Annotated in this window: 20 protein-coding genes; 3 read left to right on the top strand and 17 right to left on the bottom strand. The window is 60.8% G+C overall.

All coding sequences use genetic code 11. From position 1 onward, the window contains the following. Window positions 1–176: 176 nt before the first annotated feature. Genes L9B60_RS19955 through sdhC form a run of 4 tightly spaced genes read right to left on the bottom strand, consistent with a single transcriptional unit; the run spans window position 177 to window position 3,405 of the window. A complete protein-coding gene (locus L9B60_RS19955) occupies window positions 177–881 on the bottom strand; it encodes a succinate dehydrogenase iron-sulfur subunit (protein ID WP_249672459.1) in 705 nt (234 codons plus the stop codon). An 11-nt stretch (window positions 882–892) separates the two neighbouring features. Beyond that, window positions 893–2,665: a succinate dehydrogenase flavoprotein subunit gene (sdhA, locus tag L9B60_RS19950; protein ID WP_249672458.1), complete on the bottom strand. Its 1,773-nt coding sequence runs from the start codon at window positions 2,663–2,665 to the stop codon at window positions 893–895. Between the two features lie 3 nt (window positions 2,666–2,668). Then, window positions 2,669–3,037: a succinate dehydrogenase, hydrophobic membrane anchor protein gene (sdhD, locus tag L9B60_RS19945; protein WP_249672457.1), complete on the bottom strand. Its 369-nt coding sequence runs from the start codon at window positions 3,035–3,037 to the stop codon at window positions 2,669–2,671. Continuing rightward, entirely contained in the window at window positions 3,031–3,405 is a 375-nt protein-coding gene (gene sdhC, locus L9B60_RS19940) for a succinate dehydrogenase, cytochrome b556 subunit (protein WP_249672456.1), read from the bottom strand. The genes sdhD and sdhC overlap by 7 nt, the downstream gene beginning before the upstream one ends. Window positions 3,406–3,767: 362 nt before the next feature. Here sdhC and gltA point away from each other — a divergent pair, with 362 nt between their 5' ends. Then, window positions 3,768–5,057: a citrate synthase gene (gltA, locus tag L9B60_RS19935; protein ID WP_249672455.1), complete on the top strand. Its 1,290-nt coding sequence runs from the start codon at window positions 3,768–3,770 to the stop codon at window positions 5,055–5,057. 226 nt (window positions 5,058–5,283) lie between these two features. Here gltA and L9B60_RS19930 read toward each other — a convergent pair whose 3' ends face one another. The 9 genes from L9B60_RS19930 to L9B60_RS19890 form a co-directional block, all read right to left on the bottom strand. After that, entirely contained in the window at window positions 5,284–5,889 is a 606-nt protein-coding gene (locus L9B60_RS19930) for an START domain-containing protein (RefSeq protein WP_249672454.1), read from the bottom strand. A gap of 50 nt (window positions 5,890–5,939) precedes the next feature. Further along, a complete protein-coding gene (locus L9B60_RS19925) occupies window positions 5,940–6,197 on the bottom strand; it encodes a YkgJ family cysteine cluster protein (protein ID WP_249672453.1) in 258 nt (85 codons plus the stop codon). 112 nt (window positions 6,198–6,309) lie between these two features. Beyond that, entirely contained in the window at window positions 6,310–6,819 is a 510-nt protein-coding gene (locus L9B60_RS19920) for a translation initiation factor 2 (RefSeq protein WP_249672452.1), read from the bottom strand. 56 nt (window positions 6,820–6,875) lie between these two features. Beyond that, window positions 6,876–8,321 (bottom strand): aminotransferase-like domain-containing protein, encoded by a 1,446-nt coding sequence (locus tag L9B60_RS19915; RefSeq protein WP_249672451.1) that lies wholly within the window; start codon window positions 8,319–8,321, stop codon window positions 6,876–6,878. Window positions 8,322–8,523: 202 nt separating this feature from the next. Continuing rightward, on the bottom strand, window positions 8,524–9,339 hold the full coding sequence (locus tag L9B60_RS19910; protein WP_249672450.1) for an OmpA family protein: 816 nt from the start codon (window positions 9,337–9,339) through the stop codon (window positions 8,524–8,526). After that, window positions 9,336–9,689, bottom strand: a complete 354-nt coding sequence (locus tag L9B60_RS19905) for a DUF4398 domain-containing protein (RefSeq protein WP_249672449.1) — start codon at window positions 9,687–9,689, stop codon at window positions 9,336–9,338. The genes L9B60_RS19910 and L9B60_RS19905 overlap by 4 nt, the downstream gene beginning before the upstream one ends. Before the next feature lie 9 nt (window positions 9,690–9,698). Then, entirely contained in the window at window positions 9,699–10,523 is an 825-nt protein-coding gene (locus tag L9B60_RS19900; RefSeq protein ID WP_249672448.1) for a substrate-binding periplasmic protein, read from the bottom strand. Window positions 10,524–10,628: 105 nt separating this feature from the next. Further along, window positions 10,629–11,558, bottom strand: a complete 930-nt coding sequence (locus L9B60_RS19895) for an electron transfer flavoprotein subunit alpha/FixB family protein (protein ID WP_249672447.1) — start codon at window positions 11,556–11,558, stop codon at window positions 10,629–10,631. Continuing rightward, window positions 11,559–12,308 (bottom strand): electron transfer flavoprotein subunit beta/FixA family protein, encoded by a 750-nt coding sequence (locus tag L9B60_RS19890; RefSeq protein ID WP_249672446.1) that lies wholly within the window; start codon window positions 12,306–12,308, stop codon window positions 11,559–11,561. A 550-nt stretch (window positions 12,309–12,858) separates the two neighbouring features. Between L9B60_RS19890 and L9B60_RS19885 the strand changes: the two genes are divergently transcribed. Then, a complete protein-coding gene (locus L9B60_RS19885) occupies window positions 12,859–14,523 on the top strand; it encodes an electron transfer flavoprotein-ubiquinone oxidoreductase (RefSeq protein WP_249672445.1) in 1,665 nt (554 codons plus the stop codon). A 165-nt stretch (window positions 14,524–14,688) separates the two neighbouring features. Further along, window positions 14,689–15,363: a DUF3313 domain-containing protein gene (locus L9B60_RS19880; protein ID WP_249672444.1), complete on the top strand. Its 675-nt coding sequence runs from the start codon at window positions 14,689–14,691 to the stop codon at window positions 15,361–15,363. A gap of 54 nt (window positions 15,364–15,417) precedes the next feature. On the opposite strand, the gene L9B60_RS19875 is transcribed toward L9B60_RS19880, so the two are convergent. From L9B60_RS19875 to L9B60_RS19860, 4 genes are all read right to left on the bottom strand, one after another. After that, window positions 15,418–16,221 carry an IclR family transcriptional regulator gene (locus L9B60_RS19875; RefSeq protein ID WP_249672443.1) on the bottom strand — a complete coding sequence of 268 codons (804 nt, stop codon included), beginning with the start codon at window positions 16,219–16,221 and terminating at the stop codon, window positions 15,418–15,420. A 75-nt stretch (window positions 16,222–16,296) separates the two neighbouring features. Next, the gene (locus L9B60_RS19870; RefSeq protein ID WP_249672442.1) at window positions 16,297–17,607 is read right to left on the bottom strand and encodes an MFS transporter; all 1,311 of its coding nucleotides are present in this window, start codon (window positions 17,605–17,607) and stop codon (window positions 16,297–16,299) included. Between the two features lie 168 nt (window positions 17,608–17,775). Continuing rightward, the gene (gene dgoD / locus L9B60_RS19865; protein ID WP_249672441.1) at window positions 17,776–18,924 is read right to left on the bottom strand and encodes a galactonate dehydratase; all 1,149 of its coding nucleotides are present in this window, start codon (window positions 18,922–18,924) and stop codon (window positions 17,776–17,778) included. Between the two features lie 54 nt (window positions 18,925–18,978). Then, window positions 18,979–19,599: a 2-dehydro-3-deoxy-6-phosphogalactonate aldolase gene (locus L9B60_RS19860; RefSeq protein ID WP_249672440.1), complete on the bottom strand. Its 621-nt coding sequence runs from the start codon at window positions 19,597–19,599 to the stop codon at window positions 18,979–18,981.

The raw sequence follows: 19,599 nt of genomic DNA, 5'->3' as shown, positions 1-19,599 counted from the left end.
CGGCTGAACCAGGCGACTCAACATCGTACAGATAGTCCGGGTACCAGCCCGGATGCCCCTGCTGGACTCATTGCTTCAAAATTAAAGCGAAGCCTTATGGGCCGCGCTATGGCTGTCACTGAGGCGCAGGTTGAAGAAGACCTGCACCTCAGGGGGTTACGGGTACAACAGGTGCATCAAACGCCGCTTTGCAGCAGCATGTTACGTACGTGACCGATCGCCTTGGTAGGGTTCAAACCCTTGGGGCAGACGTTCACGCAGTTCATGATCCCGCGGCAGCGGAATACGCTGAACGGGTCATCAAGGGAAGCCAGACGCTCAGTGGTCTTGGTGTCACGGCTGTCAGCCAGGAAACGGTAGGCTTGCAGCAGTGCAGCAGGGCCCAGGAACTTGTCCGGGTTCCACCAGAAGGATGGGCAGGAGGTCGAGCAGCAAGCGCACAGGATGCACTCGTACAGACCGTCCAGCTTCTCACGCTCTTCGGGCGACTGCAGACGCTCGATGGCCGGAGCCGGCGTATCGTTCTGCAGGAATGGCTTCACCTTCTCGTACTGCTTGTAGAAGATGCTCATATCGACGACCAGGTCACGGATAACCGGCAAACCAGGCAGAGGACGCACGATCAGTTTGTTACCTTTTACGACAGCGGACAGCGGCGTGACGCACGCCAGGCCGTTCTTGCCGTTGATGTTCATGCCGTCGGAGCCGCAGACGCCTTCACGGCAGGAGCGACGGTAAGAGAAACCCTCGTCCTGTTCCTTGATCAGCGCCAGCACGTCCAGGACCATCAGGTCCTTGCCCTCGGTATTGACATCGAATTCCTGCATGGACGGGGCACTGTCCACGTCCGGGTTGTAGCGATAAACACTGACTTTCAACATGGCGGCCACCCTTAGTAAGTCCGGACTTTTGGTTCGAAAGTCGGAACGGTTTTTGGCGAGAAGTTCACGGCACGCTTGGCAACACGCTTCTCACCCGGGAAGAACAGGGTGTGGCACAGCCAGTTTTCGTCATCGCGGTCTTCGAAGTCTTCGCGAGCGTGCGCACCGCGGGACTCTTTACGATGCTCGGCGGCGATCGCCGTAGCTTCGGCCACTTCCAGCAGGTTTTGCAGTTCAAGCGCTTCGATCCGGGCGGTGTTGAAGCCCTGGCTCTTGTCGTTGATCTTGACGTTGGCGATGCGCTCGCGCAGGCCAGCCAGCTGGGCAATACCCTTCTGCATGTATTCGCCGGTGCGGAACACGCCGAAGTAGTTCTGCATGCATTGCTGCAGTTCTTTACGCAGGGTGGCGACGTCTTCGCCTGTGGTGCGGGTGTTCAGGCCGTTCAGGCGGGCCAGGGCGACTTCGATGTCGGTGTCGCTGGCACGGCTGTACTCAACGCCGGCGCTCAGCGCCTGCTCCAGGTGCAGGCCGGCGGCGCGACCGAAGACCACCAGGTCCAGCAGCGAGTTGCCGCCCAGGCGGTTGGCACCGTGAACCGATACGCACGCCACTTCACCCACTGCGAACAGGCCAGGGATGATGGTGTCGACGCCTTCGGCGTCCTGGGTGATGGCCTGGCCATGGATGTTGGTGGCAACGCCGCCCATCATGTAGTGGCAGGTCGGCACGACCGGTACAGGTGCTACCACCGGGTCAACGTGAGCAAAGGTCTTGGACAGCTCGCAAATGCCAGGCAGGCGGCTGTGCAGAACTTCTTCACCCAGGTGATCGAGCTTGAGCATCACGTGGTCGCCATCAGGGCCACAGCCGTTGCCGGCGATGATCTCTTTGACCATGGAGCGCGCAACCACGTCGCGGCCGGCCAGGTCTTTGGCGTTCGGCGCATAACGTTCCATGAAACGCTCGCCGTGCTTGTTGATCAGGTAACCGCCTTCACCGCGGCAACCTTCGGTGACCAGTACACCTGCGCCGGCGATGCCGGTTGGGTGGAACTGCCACATTTCGATGTCTTGCACCGGCACGCCAGCGCGCAGGGCCATGCCCACGCCGTCGCCGGTGTTGATCAGGGCATTGGTGGTGGACGAATAGATACGGCCAGCGCCGCCGGTGGCCAGTACAGTCGCGTCAGCGCGGATGTACGAAGTTTCACCGGTTTCGATGCAGATCGCGATCACACCGACGAAGGCGCCTTCGGCGTTCTTCACCAGGTCTACGGCGTAGTATTCGTTGAGGAACACAGTGCCGGCTTTCAGGTTGGCCTGGTACAAGGTGTGCAACAGGGCGTGACCGGTACGGTCGGCGGCTGCGCAGGTACGGGCAGCCTGGCCACCTTTACCGAAGTCCTTGGACTGGCCACCGAATGGGCGCTGGTAGATGCGGCCCTGTTCGGTACGGGAGAACGGCAGGCCCATGTGTTCCAGTTCGAACACAGCCTCAGGGCCTACGGAACACATGTACTCGATAGCGTCCTGGTCACCGATGTAGTCGGAGCCTTTGACGGTATCGTACATGTGCCAGCGCCAGTCATCGTTCGGATCGGCAGAAGCGATGGCGCAAGTGATGCCACCCTGGGCCGATACAGTGTGCGAACGCGTCGGGAACACCTTGGTTACAACGGCGGTCTTGTGACCACCCTGGGCCAGCTGCAGCGCTGCGCGCATGCCGGCACCGCCACCACCAATGATGATGGCGTCGAAAGACATAGTGTTGATGTTAGCCATGAATCAGATACCCCAAAGAATCTGCACACCCCAGGCGAAGTACGCGAACATCGCGATACCACATACGGCCTGGAACAGGAAACGCACTGCCGTCGCCGACTTGCCCAGCGCCATCGGCGTCAGGTAGTCAGTGGCGATGGTCCACATGCCGACCCAGGCGTGAGCGCCCAGGGCAACCAGGGCCAGCAGGCTGAAGATGCGCATGGCATTGGAGGAGTACAGGCCGTGCCACGTGGCGTAATCGATGCCAGGGTGGGCGATCAGGTACCCGATCAGGAACAGAAAATAAGCCGCCAGCACGACCGCAGACACACGTTGCGCCATCCAGTCATAGAGGCCCGAACGCGAGAGGTTCGTTACGTTGGTTACCATATCCAAACTCCTGCCAGAACGATTACCACCACGGATACGGCGATAACGATTTTGGAGCCCAGTTTGCCGCCTTCCAGCGTCTCACCGATGCCCGCATCCATGATCAGATGGCGCAAGCCGGCCACCAGGTGGTACAGCAGGGCGGACAGCAATGCCCAAGTCACAAATTTGGCCAGCGGGCTGGTCAAACACGCCTTCACCTCGCCGAAGCCTTCCTCGGAACCCAGGGATTTGCCCAATGCATAAAGCATGATGGCGATGCCCAGGAACAGGATGACACCGGAAATACGATGGAGAATGGACGTGTAAGCGGTGACTGGGAGTTTGATGGTCCTTAGGTCTAGGTTTACAGGTCGTTGGCTATTCACGGCTTTTTTTCACACTGAAGAGCCCCTAGCAAGCAGGGCAAGTTGTCGGGAAGTGTACTGGTCAGGTACCCACCACCCAGGGAGTGACGACGCCATTAGAACGGGCAAAAAAGCCCCTGACGGTCGGCTGCCGAGTATAGACAGTTAGGATACTAATGACAACGCAAAGGCCTACCCCAAATAGCGCATTGCGCAACCCGGATAAAAGGCGTAAATGGCAGGGAATGTCGCGGAAAACTACTCGCCCAAGCCGTGTAAACACCGACTTTAAGCAAATTGACTTTAGAATTTATCTCACTATAGTGGTGCGGGCCCTGCGTGGGGGGTCTGTCTGATGATTTCAAGCATTAATAGGAGGCCACATGGCTGACAAAAAAGCGCAGTTGATCATCGAGGGCGCAGCCCCCGTCGAGCTGCCCATTTTAACCGGCACCGTTGGTCCCGATGTTATCGATGTAAGGGGCCTCACGGCCACGGGCCGCTTCACTTTCGACCCTGGGTTCATGTCGACCGCCTCTTGCGAGTCGAAGATTACCTACATCGACGGCGATAACGGCATCCTGCTGCATCGCGGCTACCCGATCGAACAGCTTGCCGAGCAATCGGACTACCTGGAAACCTGCTACCTGCTGCTCAACGGCGAACTGCCGACGGCAGAGCAGAAGGCCCTGTTCGTCAGCAACGTCAAGAACCACACCATGGTTCACGAACAGCTGAAAACCTTCTTCAACGGCTTCCGCCGTGACGCACACCCGATGGCCGTGATGTGCGGCGTAGTGGGCGCCCTGTCGGCGTTCTACCACGACTCCCTGGACATCAACAACCCTCAGCACCGCGAGATCTCCGCCGTGCGCCTGGTTGCCAAGATGCCAACCCTGGCAGCGATGGTTTACAAGTACTCCATGGGCCAGCCCATGATGTACCCGCGCAACGACCTGTCGTACGCGGAAAACTTCCTGCACATGATGTTCAACACCCCGTGCGAGATCAAGCCGATCAGCCCGATCCTGGCCAAGGCCATGGACCGCATTTTCATCCTGCACGCCGACCACGAACAGAACGCCTCGACGTCTACCGTGCGCCTGGCAGGCTCTTCGGGTGCCAACCCGTTCGCCTGTATCGCCGCCGGCATCGCCGCGCTGTGGGGCCCTGCCCACGGCGGTGCGAACGAAGCCGTGCTGACCATGCTCGATGAAATTGGCGATGTGTCCAACATCGACAAGTTCATCGCCAAGGCCAAGGACAAGAACGACCCGTTCAAGCTGATGGGCTTCGGCCACCGCGTGTATAAAAACCGCGACCCGCGCGCCACGGTCATGAAGCAGACCTGCGACGAAGTACTCAAGGAACTGGGGATCAAGAACGATCCACAGCTGGAACTGGCGATGCGCCTGGAAGAAATCGCCCTGACCGACCCGTACTTCATCGAACGCTCGCTGTACCCGAACGTCGATTTCTACTCGGGGATCATCCTCAAGGCGATCGGTATTCCAACCAGCATGTTCACCGTGATTTTCGCCCTGGCACGTACCGTGGGCTGGATCTCGCACTGGAAGGAAATGCTTTCCAGCCCGTACAAGATCGGCCGCCCGCGCCAACTGTACACCGGCTATGAGCAACGCGACGTCAGCAAACTGGAAGACCGCAAGTAAGCCACTGGCCCAACGCAAAAAAAGGCTGCCCTCGGGCAGCCTTTTTTTATTACCGATACAGTTTGTAGAAAGCAGTTTTAATCACAAACAATTCTATTCGGTAGGAGCGGATTTATACCGGAAAAGAACAACTGCGTATCACCGTGATACCGAGTCGATATTTTCGCGGATGAATCCGCCCCATCAATTACGTAGAAGAAACGATTCAGCTAAAGTAACTATACAGTTACTTTTCCGCGCGCTCCTTTAGGGCCTTCAAAGTATTGAACGGCGCTTCCACCACGAACTTGTTGGCCAACCACGACGGCACACTTCCACCAGGCTCGGTATGCACCTGGTAAGTCACTTCGGTGGTGTTGGCGTCCTTGGGCACGAATTTCCAGAAACCTTGCACTTGGGCGACCCGCACAAAGCCCTTTTCTTCCGGAATATAGGTCGGTACACCCTTCAAATTTCGGGTCAATGACCCGTCCGCGCCCTGTACAGTTGTGATTTCCAGCACCGAATCACGAGCTGTTACGGGGAACGGCGTGTTGAATTGGGTGTAGGTCCAGCTGTGATCACCCTCGGTCTTCAACAACTTCTGCGATTTGCACTCATGAATCCAGGCGCAGGCACCGGCCACGTCTTCCTGCAATGCGCGCAATTTCGCGACGGGCGCCTTGATCACGGTTTCGCCGCGATAGGCCTTGTAATCGGAACCGGCCACCTCGCTCAGGGACACCTTGATGCCGTCCTCATCCTTGGCGGTTTGCCAGTTTTCGGCGTGCGCCGCCGTTGCCACCAGGGCAGTCAGTCCACATACCACAGCCAAGCGATGCAGCGATCCCATTGTCTTTTCCTTATTGTGTAGATCGAATCACCGGACACCCGCCCTGCCCTTCAGGCCGCCGAAGTCATCTGCTCCCACCAGCCGATCAGGCGAATAGCCTCCTCCTGGCTGCCCCCGCACACCTCTGCGTCTGCCTGGAAAGCCGCGCACACCGCAGGGCGATCTGGCTGGCCGAAAATGGCGCACAGGTTGGCCGCATTAAGGTTGAAACAGCGCACCCCGGCCGGCTTGCCTTCGGGCATGCCGGGCAAGGGCGATGAGATAGAGGGGGCTATGCAGCAGGCGCCGCAGCCTTCACGGCAGTTCATGACGAGCAAAATCCTCGAGCAGGCAGTGTCTGGATGAAGCCTGATAGTAACCGGTTAAACGGCTGTTTGAAATTGCCCGCAACAGAATTTACCCGCCACATGCTTTGCAGGGCTATTGCTTGAACTGAAACTCCAGCGCCGCGCCGTCGACTTCCTGGTGGGCTTCGTTGCGCAGGTTAAGCTTCATCTCGTTGCTCAACAGGCGACCGTTAAGTTGAAAATTACCGTCATCCGGGGCTTTTTCACCAAACATCGCCGGCAGCAATGGCTTAGCGGCAGCCTGGGCCTCGGTTTTTTTCGCAGGCTGCAGGTCGTCGACCATGGCCTTGGGCAGCCGCAGGTCAAGCTTGGCCTTGGGCACTGGCGTAGCGATCGCATCCGATTTCTTGCGTGCCTTGGTCTTGGTGGCTGCGGCCTTCTTCTTCGCCACCGGCTTCTTGACCGTTTGCACAGGCTTTTTCACTGCAGGCTTGGCAGTGATAGACACAGGCGATGGGTGCGACTCGGTCGCCGCAGCCCACTGAACAGGGGCAACGGCAGCGGCAAGGCCGACACAGAACAGCAGGCAGACACTACGCAAGGCATTCATAGACAAGGCAGGCAATGGCATCAATATGGCCATATGCTCCCCGTTAGCGCCGGCCCTGACAAGGGCTAAACGCTTAAATCGTCAGCCCGCTAGTGAAAACCGCCCGCCGCCACCTCTTGGCACAGCTGGCTGGAGAGCATGCCCAGGGTCATCAGGGCCCGCTCGGCCTCCTTGTTCCAGGGGATGCCGCAGTTCAGGCGGATGCAGTGGTTGAACTGCTCGGTGTTACTGAAAATCAGCCCAGGCGCAATACTGATACCTTGTTCCAGCGCCCGCACATGCAGCTCTTGGGTATTGACCCGGCCCGGCAGGCTGACCCACAGGATGAACCCACCGGTGGGCCGGGTCATCTGCGTGCCTTCCGGAAAGTATTGCTGCACGGCCAGTTGATAGGCGCTGAGATTTTTCCGATATTCATGTCGGATGTAGCGCAGGTGGCGATCGTAACCGCCATTTTCCAGGTAACTGGCAATACCCATCTGCGTCACGCTGCACGCCGAGTGGGTGCTGAAAGTTTGCAGCCGCTGGATGTCGGCCTGGTACTTGCCGGCGATCATCCAGCCGATGCGCACGCCCGGCGACAAGGTTTTGGAGAAGCTGGAGCAATAGATCACCTGGCCCAGGCGGTCATAGGCCTTCAAAGCCTTGCTTTTACCCTGCTCGAACATCAGTTCGCCATAGATATCGTCTTCCACGATCTGGATATCGAAGTCGGCGGCCAGGCGCAGCAACTGCTTCATGCGCTCTTCAGGCATGGTACCGCCCAGCGGGTTGCTCAGGCGCGAGGTCAGCACCATCGCCTTGATTGGCCATTGGTTGGCAGCCAGTTGCAATGCCTCGACGCTCACGCCGGTGGAGGGGTCGCTGGGTATCTCGATTACCTTCAGGCCCAGCAGGTCGGCCAGTTGCAGCAAACCGTAATAGGTGGGCGACTCCGCGGCAATCAGGTCACCGGGCCGGGTCAGCACCCGCAACGACATCTGCAGGGCGTCGACGCAGCCGTGGGTGATCACCACCTCGGAGGGGTCGACCACCACGCCGGCATCGCGCATGCGGATGGCGACTTGCCGGCGCAGCGGCTCGAAACCCGGGCTGAACATATAGCTGAACGCCCGCGGGCTTTGGAATCGCGTGACCTTGGCGATCTGCTGGTGCAGCGCTCGCACCGGCAGGTAATCGACATGCGGTACCGCAGCGCCCAGGGCGAACACACCATCGCGGCGGGATTCGTCGAGGACTTGCTGGATGATGCTGCTGCGCGTGACCAACCCCGGCCGCTCGACCCGGGCGATGTCCGGGGTGGGCGCGGTCAGCGCAGGCGTCTGGTGCACGTAGTACCCGGACTGCGGCCGCGCACGAATCAGGCCCTGATCCTCGAGGTTGGCATACGCCTGCAACACCGTGGCATGGCTGACGTTGAGCTGCGAACTCATCTTGCGCACCGAGGGCACCCGCTCCCCCGGCTGATAGACACCGCGGCGGATATCCTCGGCCAGTTGCTGGGCGATGCGTTGGTACAGCAAAAGGTTGGTCATGGCGGCTCTCGGTTCGCGTGGCGCGTTATTCTTGTGAGGCAGGCAACCGATACAGTCTAGAACTGTACGGGGACAGTTCGCAAGAAGCGTCCACCGCCCGCTCATCTGTAGGAGCATCCGCGAAAAGCACGCCTCGGTGGTTCAGACAGACCCGACCGCGCTGGATGCTTCGCGGATGAATCCGCTCCTACCGGGTTGGCGGTTAGCGCGCGGCGCCGAGCACGCCTTTTTCGTCGGAGAACACGATTTCCACCCGACGGTTCAGCGCCCTGCCCCGCTCCGAGGCATTGGCCTCGACCGGATACTGGTCGCCGTAACCCTCGACCTTGATGCGCTTGTCGTCGATGCCCAGGTCAACCAGGGTATCGGCCACCGACTGTGCACGGTCGCGGGACAGTTGCAGGTTGAAGTCCTTGTCGCCGGTGTTGTCGGTGTAACCCTCGATGCGCACCAGGCGCTTGGGGTTCAATTGCAGGAACTGCACCAGCTTGAGGACCATGCGGTTGGCCGACGGCGCCAGGTCGGCTTCGCCGGTGTCAAACAGCACGTCACCCAAGGTCAGCACCAGGCCGCGATCGGTCTCGGTGGTGGCCATGCTCACGAATTGCTCTTCCAGCCACTTGCCCTGCGCCTGCACGCTGGCAAGCTTGGACTCACGCAAGGCCAACTGCAGGCGCTGGCGCTCCAGTTCCTGCTTGGCGATACGCTCCTGGCTCAAGGCCAACTCGCTGTGCTCGCGGGCGATGTCGCTGTAACGCTGGCTGAGGTAGGCGTAGTGCGCCACGTCGTCACGCGAACCCCAGTAGTTGGACAAGCGCTCGGCACGGGCCAGCGACTCACCGGCGCGGATCACATCGCGCGGCGCGCTGCGCAGCACGTTGGCGTCATCCTTGACCTTTTGAAAGCTGGCGCTGGCCTGTTGCAGGGTGACATCCCCCGGCTGTTGGCCGGCGCAACCGAACAGCCCCGCGCAACCCAGGACGACCAGGCCGCTGCCAATCGAAGATTTCAGGCTCACTGCACGCCCCCCAACTGCTTGCGCAGACGTACGATACGGGCGTCGAGCACGCTTTGTTGTTCCTTGCTTTTTTGGGTCAGCACTTGCGCCTCGGCCAGCCGCGCATCCAACTCGGCCTGCTCGGCCTGCATGCGCGCGGCGCGGTTGGACTGGTTGCCGGCATCGGCCAGGGCCGTGGCCAGCTTATCGTTGGCCAGTTTCATGGACGGCACTTCATCGGTGGCGCCCACGGCCTTGGCCTGATCGACGGCCTGCTCGGTGAGGCGCAGCTGTTGGGTGGGCGCCGGATCGTTGGCGCAGCCGGCCAGGGCCAACACGGCCACCGCGACGAATAAAGGTTGAATTCTCACACGCTATTCCTACTGTTTTGGGGCACCAGGCGGTTGCTGCATTTGTGCCTTCCAGCGTTCGACATTGCGCTGCACGATCACTTGCGCCTGTGCGGAGGCCGGCAATTCTGTCATTTTTTTCGCCAGCTGTCCGCGCAACCACGGGTCATTGCAGGCTGAATTGTGTGACAGGGCCACGTACAGGCCCGGGCGGTCGAGCGGTGTCTCATGGGCAACCAGATCTTTGCCCAAGCCTAGGGTCTGAGCCATGGCCAGCCCGGCATAACGCCCGGCCACCACGTACTCGACCTGGCCCAGCATCAACTGCTGGAACGCCTGGGTGAGGTTTTCGGTGTGGGCCAGGCTGAGGTTTTCCTGGGCAAAGCTTTCGAACGAAGCCGTCAGCCGTGCACGGGCAGAGACCGCACCCAAATGGCCGTGCAAGTCGCCGACAGTGTTGTAGACCAGCGCCGAACCTTGCTGGGTCCACACCAGGTAGTCATTGAGCACCAGCGGCGGGTGGATGAAATCCAGGCTGTCCAGATCGTCCAGCGCCATGGGCGCATCCACCAGCAGGTCCATGCGCCCGCTGCGCACCTCATCCATGGCCTGGGAGCGTTTGCCGGCGTATAGCACCTCGACTTTCAAGCCAAGCTCTGCGGCCACCTGCGCCAATAGGTCGGCGCTGGCACCGATCAGGTGGCGCGGGTCTGCCGGGTCACGCCACAAGTAAGGCGGTGCGTCCGGGCTGCCAGTGGCCACCACGCGCTCGCACTTGCCCACCGCCAGCGCCAGGCTCGGCACCAAGGCCACGCCCAATGCCATGAATGTGCCCCATCGTCCTGGCCACCCCATGCAGACTTCCTTATACAAAATGAACGGCAATAAAAAACCCGGCCGGGCCAGGCTACCTGAAAGGCAGCCGGCACGACCGGGCTCTTTATAAGTGAAGCGGCTGGATTAAACCAGCTTCTCCAGCTCCGGCACGGCTTCGAACAGGTCAGCGACCAGGCCGTAGTCCGCCACCTGGAAGATCGGCGCTTCTTCGTCCTTGTTGATCGCAACGATCACTTTGGAGTCTTTCATGCCGGCCAAGTGCTGGATCGCGCCGGAGATACCGACCGCGATGTACAGCTGTGGCGCAACGATCTTGCCGGTCTGGCCGACCTGCATGTCGTTGGGCACGAAGCCTGCGTCGACCGCGGCGCGCGATGCGCCCACGGCTGCGCCCAGCTTGTCGGCCAGGGCGTACAGGTGCTTGAAGTTGTCACCGTTCTGCATACCACGGCCGCCGGAAACGACGATCTTGGCGGCAGTCAGTTCCGGGCGATCGGACTTGGCCAGCTCTTCGGAAACGAAGGCCGACTTACCGGCGTCGTGAGCGGCACCCACGGCTTCAACCGAGGCACTGCCACCTTCGGCGGCAACCGGATCAAAGCCGGTGGCGCGCACGGTGATGACCTTGATGGCGGCGGTCGATTGCACGGTGGCAATGGCGTTACCGGCATAGATCGGGCGCTTGAAGGTGTCAGCCGATTCCACCGAGATGATCTCGGAGATCTGGTCAACGTCCAATTGGGCTGCAACGCGCGGCAGCACGTTTTTGCCGTTGGAAGTGGCCGGGGCCAGTACGTGGCTGTAGTTGGCGGCAAGCTCGGCCACCAGCGGCGCGACGTTTTCCGGCAGGAAGTGGGCGTAGGCAGCGTTGTCGGCCACCAGCACTTTAGCCACGCCAGTGATCTTGGCAGCGGCCTCGGCAACAGCGCCAACACCTTGGCCTGCGACCAGCACGTGCACATCGCCACCGATTTTGGTGGCAGCCGCCACGGTGTTCAGGGTAGCCGGTGCGATGGCGCCCTTCTCGTGTTCAGCGATAACCAGGATAGTCATTTAGATTACCTTCGCTTCGTTTTTCAGTTTCTCGACCAGTTCTGCAACCGACTTGACCTTGATGCCAGCGCTGCGGGCAGCCGGGGCTTCAACCTTGACGGTCTTGTTGGTGGAGGCGGTGGAAACGCCCAGGGCTTCTGGGGTCACGGTTTCCAGCGGTTTCTTCTTGGCCTTCATGATGTTAGGCAGCGAGGCATAACGAGGCTCATTCAGACGCAGGTCAGTGGTGACCACCGCTGGCAGTTTCAGCGAAACGGTTTGTGCACCGCCGTCGATTTCACGGGTCACGGCAACCGAGTCACCCGAGATTTCGACTTTGGAGGCGAAGGTGCCCTGGCCGTAACCGGTCAGCGCAGCCAGCATCTGGCCGGTCTGGTTGTTGTCGCTGTCGATGGCCTGTTTGCCCAGGATCACCAACTGAGGCTGTTCCTTGTCGACAACGGCCTTGAGCAGCTTGGCCACGGCCAGGGAGGTCAGGTCTTCGGCGCTTTCAACCAGGATGGCACGGTCGGCACCCAGGGCCAGGGCGGTGCGCAGTTGTTCCTGGGCAGTGCTCGGGCCAATGGTGACGACGACGATTTCGGTCGCCACGCCTTTCTCTTTCAGGCGAACGGCTTCTTCCACGGCGATTTCGCAGAAGGGGTTCATCGACATCTTGACGTTGGCAAGATCGACGCCGGAGTTGTCCGCTTTGACACGGACCTTGACGTTATAGTCGACCACTCGTTTGACAGCTACAAGAACCTTCATGGATTCCTCGTTACTCTCCGGTGAAAAGAATGTCGCCCAGGCAGGCCAGGCGATTGCTCAGTGGGCGCAAAGGCACCTTTAAAAAACGTTCGCAAGCCGTGTTTGTTTAGCCATTGCCCATGAATTCAGTGGCTTGCGCGACAAAAACGCACAAGTTTTTCGCTGTCGCGACGTGTAAACTTCACTACACGACGACGCTACACAAGGGCAAGGCAGCCATTACGGGCCTGCGGCGGGTTTTTAGAGATGCGCTTGCAGCCGAAGGTCAGCCTACGGCAAACGCAAAACCGACCGTATCTTGACCGCATCGACTTAGCCGGTCAATACGCGAAACCGGCCAGTCATGCCCTTCGCGACTTTGATTTTACTGGGCTGGAGCAAATTCAAACAAACGTTTGTATTGGACCCCCGGCCTGGTGTAGATATAATGCGCCACCAACGAGATTGCCGTGTAGTCCGTTTGCGCCCGCGCTACAGCGCCGGTGCCGGCAGGCAACAACCGCAACGCCCTATCCGATAAGAACTGTGAGCCTTGAGTAGGAGATAACCTGTGGAACGCGAATACATGGAATTCGACGTGGTCATTGTCGGGGCAGGCCCCGCTGGCCTGTCCGCTGCCTGCCGCCTTAAGCAGAAAGCCGCCGAAGCCGGTAAGGAAATCAGCGTTTGCGTGGTAGAAAAAGGCTCCGAGGTCGGCGCTCACATCCTGTCCGGTGCGGTGTTCGAACCGCGTGCCTTGAACGAACTGTTCCCGGACTGGAAAGAATTGGGCGCACCGCTCAATACCCCGGTCACGGGCGACGACATCTACGTACTGCGCAGCGCCGACAGTGCCACCAAGGTGCCTGACCTGTTTGTGCCCAAGACCATGCACAACGAAGGCAACTACATTATCTCCTTGGGCAACCTGTGCCGTTGGCTGGCGCAACAGGCCGAGAACCTGGGCGTAGAGATCTACCCAGGCTTCGCCGCCCAAGAGGCATTGATCGATGAGAACGGCGCCGTGCGCGGCATCGTCACCGGCGACATGGGCGTGGACCGCGAAGGCCACCCAAAAGACGGCGTTTACACCCCCGGCATGGAACTGCGCGGCAAGTACACGCTGTTCGCCGAAGGCTGCCGCGGGCATATCGGCAAGCAGTTGATCAAACGCTTCAACCTGGACAGCGACGCCGATGTACAGCACTACGGCATTGGCCTAAAAGAAATCTGGGAAATCGACCCAACCAAACACAAACCCGGCCTGGTTGTGCACACCGCTGGCTGGCCGCTGGACATCATGAGCACCGAGAACACCGGGGGTTCGTTCCTCTATCACTTGGAAAACAACCAGGTGGTAGTCGGCTTGATCGTCGACCTGTCCTACAGCAATGCTTATCTGTCCCCCTTTGATGAGTTTCAGCGCCTCAAGCACCACCCGGTGCTCAGCCAGTACCTGGAAGGCGGCAAGCGCATCAGCTACGGCGCCCGTGCCCTGGCCAAGGGCGGCTTGAACTCGCTGCCCAAAATGATCTTCAATGGCGGCGCACTGATCGGCTGTGACCTGGGCACCATGAACGTGGCCAAGATCAAGGGCAGCCACACCGCCATGAAGTCGGGCATGCTGGCCGCCGACGCGGTGGCCGACAAGCTGTTCGCAGACGCACAAGGCGGCGACCTGCTGACTGGCTACGTGGACGCGTTCAAGGCCAGTTGGCTGTACGAGGAGCTGTTCGCCAGCCGCAATTTCGGCCCGGCCATGCACAAGTTCGGCCCTATCATCGGTGCTGGCTTCAACTGGATGGACCAGAACATTTTCGGCGGCAAGCTGCCCTTCACCCTGCACGACACCAAGCCGGACTACGCCTGCATGAAGCTGGCGGCCGACTCGAAGAAGATCGACTACCCCAAACCCGACGGCAAGCTGAGCTTCGACAAGCTGAGCTCGGTGTTCCTCTCCAGCACCAACCACGAAGAAGAACAGCCCTGCCACCTCAAGCTCACCGACCCGAGCATCCCGATCGGCACCAACCTGCCGCTCTACGACGAGCCGGCGCAACGCTACTGCCCAGCCGGCGTGTACGAGGTGGTCACCAAGGAAGACGGCGAAAAACGCTTCCAGATCAACGCCCAGAACTGCGTGCACTGCAAGACCTGTGACATCAAGGACCCTTCGCAGAACATCACCTGGGTAGCCCCGGAAGGCTCGGGCGGGCCGACTTACCCGAATATGTAAGCGACGCTGGCGCTGTGCTCCCGTCCTCGCTGCCCAAGGCTGCGACGGGAGCGCAAAGCGGCCCTACCTTGCGCCGTGTATTCAGCGCCGCTGGCTATTTCCCGATTGCCCCCTACGCTCTCTCTACCACTCGTAATCACACCGAGAAACAGGGAGCACTCGCGCATGAAACTGCCCAGTCAATTACTCATTGGCGCCGCACTGACCGGCCTGTTGCTGGTTGGCTGTACCTCGCAAGTCACGGAAAAAGACCGCTACTCCGGCTTCCTGCCCAACTACAACAACCTGCAGGAAGTGACCACGCCCAGCGGCGAGAAGGCCATGCGTTGGGTCAGCCCGTCGTGGAACCCGAATGCCTACGACACCATCGCGTTCAAGCAACTTGAGTTGTACCCGGCACCGCGCCCCGATGAGCGGGTCAACCGCAACACGCTGGACGAGCTACAGAGCTACATGACCCGCAACGGCAAAGCCACGCTGGGGCAAAAATACCGCGTGGTACCTGACGTGAACTCCGCCCCGGCGGGCGCCAAAACCCTGGTGCTGCGCGCAGCGATCACCGGCGTCAGCGCGTCCAACGAGGGCATGAAGTGGTATGAGGTGATCCCCGTGGCCGCCGTGATTGGTGGCGTGTCTGCCGCCAGCGGCCATCGTGATCAGGAAACGGCGCTGTACATCGAAGCCGAACTGATCGATGCAAGCAATAACCAAACCGTGGCCAAGGTGGTGCGCAAGGTGCTGGGCACCACGCTGGAAAACGCCAGCCAGAGCATCACGACCAACGACTTCAAGGCCGCGATCAACAAGCTGAACAGCGACGTGGCGGCCTTTATCCGCTAACACTGCCACACCGTGTGGGAGCATGGCTTGCCAGCGATGCTCCACACGAGCGTGTCAGGCTTTACCGCCCAACTCTGCGGAGATCCCCGCCGCCGCTTTCTGCGCCAGCGGGATCAACTGCTGCATTTTTTCCAAAGGCATGTACGGCACGGTGCTGGCAATGCTGATCGCGGCGATGATCTGCCGGCTGGCATCGCGAATCGGGGCGGCGACACAGCGGATCGACGGTTCGTTATCCTCCAGATCAAAGGAATACCCCCCCGCTACGTACGTCTGCATGCGCGCGAACACCTGCTCCCAACTTTGCTCCGGGTGGTTAGGCCACAATGGGTTGTGACCGGCCGCCGGCAAGCTGATCTGGTACAGGCGTTGCCACTCTTGCGGCGTGGCATCCAGCAACAGGGCCTTGCCAATGCCGGTGCGGGCCAATGGCATGCGGTGGCCCACCCGTGAGCGCATCTCCGGGCCATTGCGGCCAGGGTTCTTGTGCAGGTAGAGCACCTCGTCACCGTCGCGCACGCCCAAGTGGATGGTGTCGCCGGTCAGGCGCGACAACTCGTCCAGCCACGGTGTGGCCAGCATCACCAGGGGCACTTCCTCGCGTGCCTGAAACCCCAGCTCAATCAGCTTGGGGCCCAGTAGATAACCGACCTGGGGCAGTACCCGCAGGTAGCGTTCCTCCACCAGGGCGCTGGCCAGGCGGTGGGTGGTGCTGCGGGTGGTGCCAATCTGCTGGGCGATGGCCTTCAGGTCGCGGGCGCCGGCCGCCACCGCGTGGATCACGGCCAGGCCACGCAGCAAGGTTTGGGTACCAGTGGGCGCGGCGTCTTTGGCCGGCGGGGTGACTTCATCCTGCATGGCAAACCCTGTGTCGTGTGTGCATATGAAAAGGCAGGCGCATTATGTTCGCCTGCCTCTCGTGGTGCCAGTCGCTTACAGCTCGATGCGCTGCACTTTACCCACCAACAGGATGTAGGACAGCGCGCCGATCAATGCCATCAAAGCGATATAGGTGATGGCCGGGGCAAACGAATCACCGGTCGCCAGAAAGCCAATGGCAATCGGCGTGGTGATCGCCGACAGGTTGCCGATGAAGTTGAACACCCCGCCCGTCAGGCCCAATAGGCGGGCCGGGGCCAGGGTGGACACCAGCGACCAGGTGATCGAAGCCAGGCCATTGCCGAAAAACGCCACGGCCAGGCAAGCGATCACCAGCGCGGTAGAGTCCACGTAATTGGCGCCGATGATGCAGGTGGAAATGAGCAGGCCACCAATGATCGGCAGCTTGCGCGCCAGGCCCACGCTGTAGCCGCGACGGATCAGCCAGTCAGAGAAAAAGCCCGAACACAGCACGCCCACGAAGGCCGCCAGAAACGGCAGCGACGCCAACAAGCCGGACTTGATGAAGTCCATGCCCCGGTACTTCACCAGGTAGGTGGGGAACCACGTCAGGAAAAACCACAGGGTGGAGTTCAGGCAGTACTGGCCCAGGTAGATGCCCCACAGCTTGCGTTTGCTCAACACGATGCCCAGGTCCGTCCAACTGAAACCAGGCTTGGCCGTTTTAGCGGCCGACTGCATGTCGACCAGCCCGCCACCCTGCTGGATAAGGTCGATTTCCGCCGCGTTGGCACCCTTGAAATCACGTGGTTCGCGATACACCGCGTACCACACCAAGGCCCAGACCACACCGACCACACCGGTGCTGACGAACACCATGTGCCAACCAAACTCATGCTGCAGCCAGGCCAGCACGGGGGTCAGGAACGCCAGCCCGACGAACTGCCCGGACGTGTAGAAGCCGATGGCCGTGGCCCGTTCACGCTCCGGGAACCAGGTGGTGACCACGCGGCTGTTGATCGGGTAGGCCGGCGCCTCCAGCGCGCCAACGGCCATGCGCAACACGAACAGCGCGACGAAGCTGCCAACGAAGCCCAGCATGATCGTTGCCACTGACCACAGCGCCAGGGCGACGCTGTAGAGAATGCGCGGTGGCACGCGGTCCACCAGCCAGCCGCCGGGGATCTGCATGGCGGCGTAGGTCCAGCCGAAGGCCGAGAACACCAGGCCGACGTGCACCGGATCAATGCCCAGATCGCTGGTCAGGGCAGGGGCGGCGATGGACAGGTTGCTGCGGTCCAGGTAATTGATCACCACGGTGATGAACAGCAGCACCATGATGAAGAAACGCTTGCGGCTGGGCGTCGCCAACGACGCGGCGCCCGCGATGGCAGGAGATTGCATGGGAGGCCTCTTTTTATCGTTGTATGAGGACAGTTGAAACCAGTGCCGCCGCCCTTTCTGTAGGAGCGGATTAATTCGCGAAAAAGACCCCGCCGTGCACCTGAAATACCGAGGCGATCTTTTCGCGGATCAGTCCGCTCCTACAGCGGTAGGCAGCTCAGCGCTCTGTCACCACTCGGCAAAGCTGCCGTCGGCGTGGCGCCAGATCGGGTTGCGCCAGCGGTGGCCGATGGCCGCACGCTCTATCACGTACTCTTCGTTGATCTCGATGCCCAGGCCCGGGCCGTTGGGGATCTTGACGAAGCCCTTGTCGTAGTCGAACACCTCGGGGTGTTTGACGTAGTCCAGCAAATCGTTGCTTTCGTTGTAGTGGATACCCAGGCTTTGCTCCTGGATAAAGGCGTTGTAGCACACCGCGTCCAGCTGCAGGCAGGCGGCCAGGGCGATCGGGCCCAGCGGGCAATGCAGCGCCAGTGCCACGTCGTAGGCTTCGGCCATGTTGGCAATCTTGCGGGTTTCGGTGATACCCCCGGCATGGGATGCATCGGGCTGGATGATGTCGACGTAACCCTCGGCCAACACGCGCTTGAAGTCCCAGCGCGAGAACAACCGCTCGCCCAGGGCAATCGGCGTGCTGGTCAGCGGTGCCAGTTCCTTCAGGGCTTCGTAGTTTTCGCTGAGTACCGGCTCTTCGATGAACATCAGTTTGTAGGGGTCCAGCTCCTTCATCAGCACCTTGGCCATGGGTTTGTGCACGCGGCCATGGAAGTCCACGCCGATGCCGACGTTGGGCCCCACGGCGTCGCGCACGGCGGCGACGTTGGCCAGGCACAGCTCGACCTTGTCAAAGGTGTCGATGAATTGCAGTTCTTCGGTGCCGTTCATTTTCACCGCGCTAAAGCCACGTTCCACGGCGTCCTTCGCCGCGCGGGCGGTGTCGGCCGGGCGGTCGCCGCCAATCCACGAATACACGCGGATGCGGTCACGTACCTGGCCGCCCAGCAGGTCGCTGACCGACACGCCCAAAGCCTTGCCCTTGATGTCCCACAGCGCCTGGTCGATACCGGCCAGCGCGCTCATGTGGATGGCGCCGCCACGGTAGAAACCGCCGCGGTACAGCACAGTCCAGATGTCTTCGATATTGCGTGGGTCTTTGCCTATCAGGTAGTCAGCCAACTCTTCTACCGCTGCCGCCACCGTGTGGGCGCGGCCTTCGACCACGGGCTCGCCCCAGCCGGTCACGCCCTCGTCGGTTTCGACTTTCAGGAAGCACCAGCGCGGCGGCACGATAAAGGTGGTCAGTTTGGTGATTTTCATCGTTTGTCTCTCTTGTCGATGTTGCGCCCCACGGGGCTGCGAAAATTCGCTCAATCAGTGAAGGCGGGTCCAGGCAGCCACGTAGGCCTTGGCCCGCTCGGCAACGTCCGCCGCGCTCATGCCCGGTTTGAACAGGCCTGAGCCCAGGCCGAAACCCTTCACCCCGGCGTCAACGAATGGCTGCATGTTGTCTGGCGTAATGCCGCCCACCGGGATCAACGCCGTGCCCTTGGGCAACACGGCCAGCAAGGCCTTGACCACGCCAGGGTTGAGCATTTCGGCGGGGAACAGCTTGAGCGAGTCGGCGCCCTCCTCCAGTGCCGCGAAAGCCTCGGTGGGCGTGACCACGCCAGGCGACAGGTACAACCCGGCAGCCTTGGCCGCGCGCAGCACCTTGGCGTCGCTGTGGGGCATCACGATCAATTGGCCGCCCGCCGCTTTTACCTGCGCGACCTGCTCGGGGGTGAGCACCGTGCCAGCACCGATCAGGCAATCAGCGGGCAAGGTGTCACGCAGGATGCGAATGCTGTCGTAGGGCTGCGGCGAGTTGAGCGGTACCTCGATCACCCGAAAACCTGCGGCGTACAACACCTCGCCGATGGCCGCCGCCTCGGACGGCACCAAGCCGCGAAGGATGGCGATCAGGCCGTTTTGCGCGAGCGCTTGCTTGAGCAT

Origin of the sequence: Pseudomonas abieticivorans (assembly GCF_023509015.1) — a bacterium.
Taxonomy (GTDB): Bacteria; Pseudomonadota; Gammaproteobacteria; order Pseudomonadales; family Pseudomonadaceae; genus Aquipseudomonas; species Aquipseudomonas abieticivorans.
This window is presented reverse-complemented; position numbering and strand designations above follow the sequence as displayed.

Excerpts from the sequence above, each read along its gene's own strand:
- L9B60_RS19860 (WP_249672440.1), bottom strand. The coding sequence starts at position 19,599 with ATGCTCAAGCAAGCGCTCGCGCAAAACGGCCTGATCGCCATCCTTCGC.
- L9B60_RS19870 (WP_249672442.1), bottom strand. The coding sequence starts at position 17,607 with ATGCAATCTCCTGCCATCGCGGGCGCCGCGTCGTTGGCGACGCCCAGC.
- L9B60_RS19875 (WP_249672443.1), bottom strand. The coding sequence starts at position 16,221 with ATGCAGGATGAAGTCACCCCGCCGGCCAAAGACGCCGCGCCCACTGGT.
- L9B60_RS19900 (WP_249672448.1), bottom strand. The coding sequence starts at position 10,523 with ATGGGGTGGCCAGGACGATGGGGCACATTCATGGCATTGGGCGTGGCC.
- L9B60_RS19915 (WP_249672451.1), bottom strand. The coding sequence starts at position 8,321 with ATGACCAACCTTTTGCTGTACCAACGCATCGCCCAGCAACTGGCCGAG.
- gltA (WP_249672455.1), top strand. The coding sequence starts at position 3,768 with ATGGCTGACAAAAAAGCGCAGTTGATCATCGAGGGCGCAGCCCCCGTC.
- L9B60_RS19895 (WP_249672447.1), bottom strand. The coding sequence starts at position 11,558 with ATGACTATCCTGGTTATCGCTGAACACGAGAAGGGCGCCATCGCACCG.
- L9B60_RS19890 (WP_249672446.1), bottom strand. The coding sequence starts at position 12,308 with ATGAAGGTTCTTGTAGCTGTCAAACGAGTGGTCGACTATAACGTCAAG.
- sdhA (WP_249672458.1), bottom strand. The coding sequence starts at position 2,665 with ATGGCTAACATCAACACTATGTCTTTCGACGCCATCATCATTGGTGGT.
- L9B60_RS19925 (WP_249672453.1), bottom strand. The coding sequence starts at position 6,197 with ATGAACTGCCGTGAAGGCTGCGGCGCCTGCTGCATAGCCCCCTCTATC.
- L9B60_RS19955 (WP_249672459.1), bottom strand. The coding sequence starts at position 881 with ATGTTGAAAGTCAGTGTTTATCGCTACAACCCGGACGTGGACAGTGCC.
- dgoD (WP_249672441.1), bottom strand. The coding sequence starts at position 18,924 with ATGAAAATCACCAAACTGACCACCTTTATCGTGCCGCCGCGCTGGTGC.
- L9B60_RS19930 (WP_249672454.1), bottom strand. The coding sequence starts at position 5,889 with ATGGGATCGCTGCATCGCTTGGCTGTGGTATGTGGACTGACTGCCCTG.
- L9B60_RS19880 (WP_249672444.1), top strand. The coding sequence starts at position 14,689 with ATGAAACTGCCCAGTCAATTACTCATTGGCGCCGCACTGACCGGCCTG.
- sdhD (WP_249672457.1), bottom strand. The coding sequence starts at position 3,037 with ATGGTAACCAACGTAACGAACCTCTCGCGTTCGGGCCTCTATGACTGG.
- L9B60_RS19920 (WP_249672452.1), bottom strand. The coding sequence starts at position 6,819 with ATGGCCATATTGATGCCATTGCCTGCCTTGTCTATGAATGCCTTGCGT.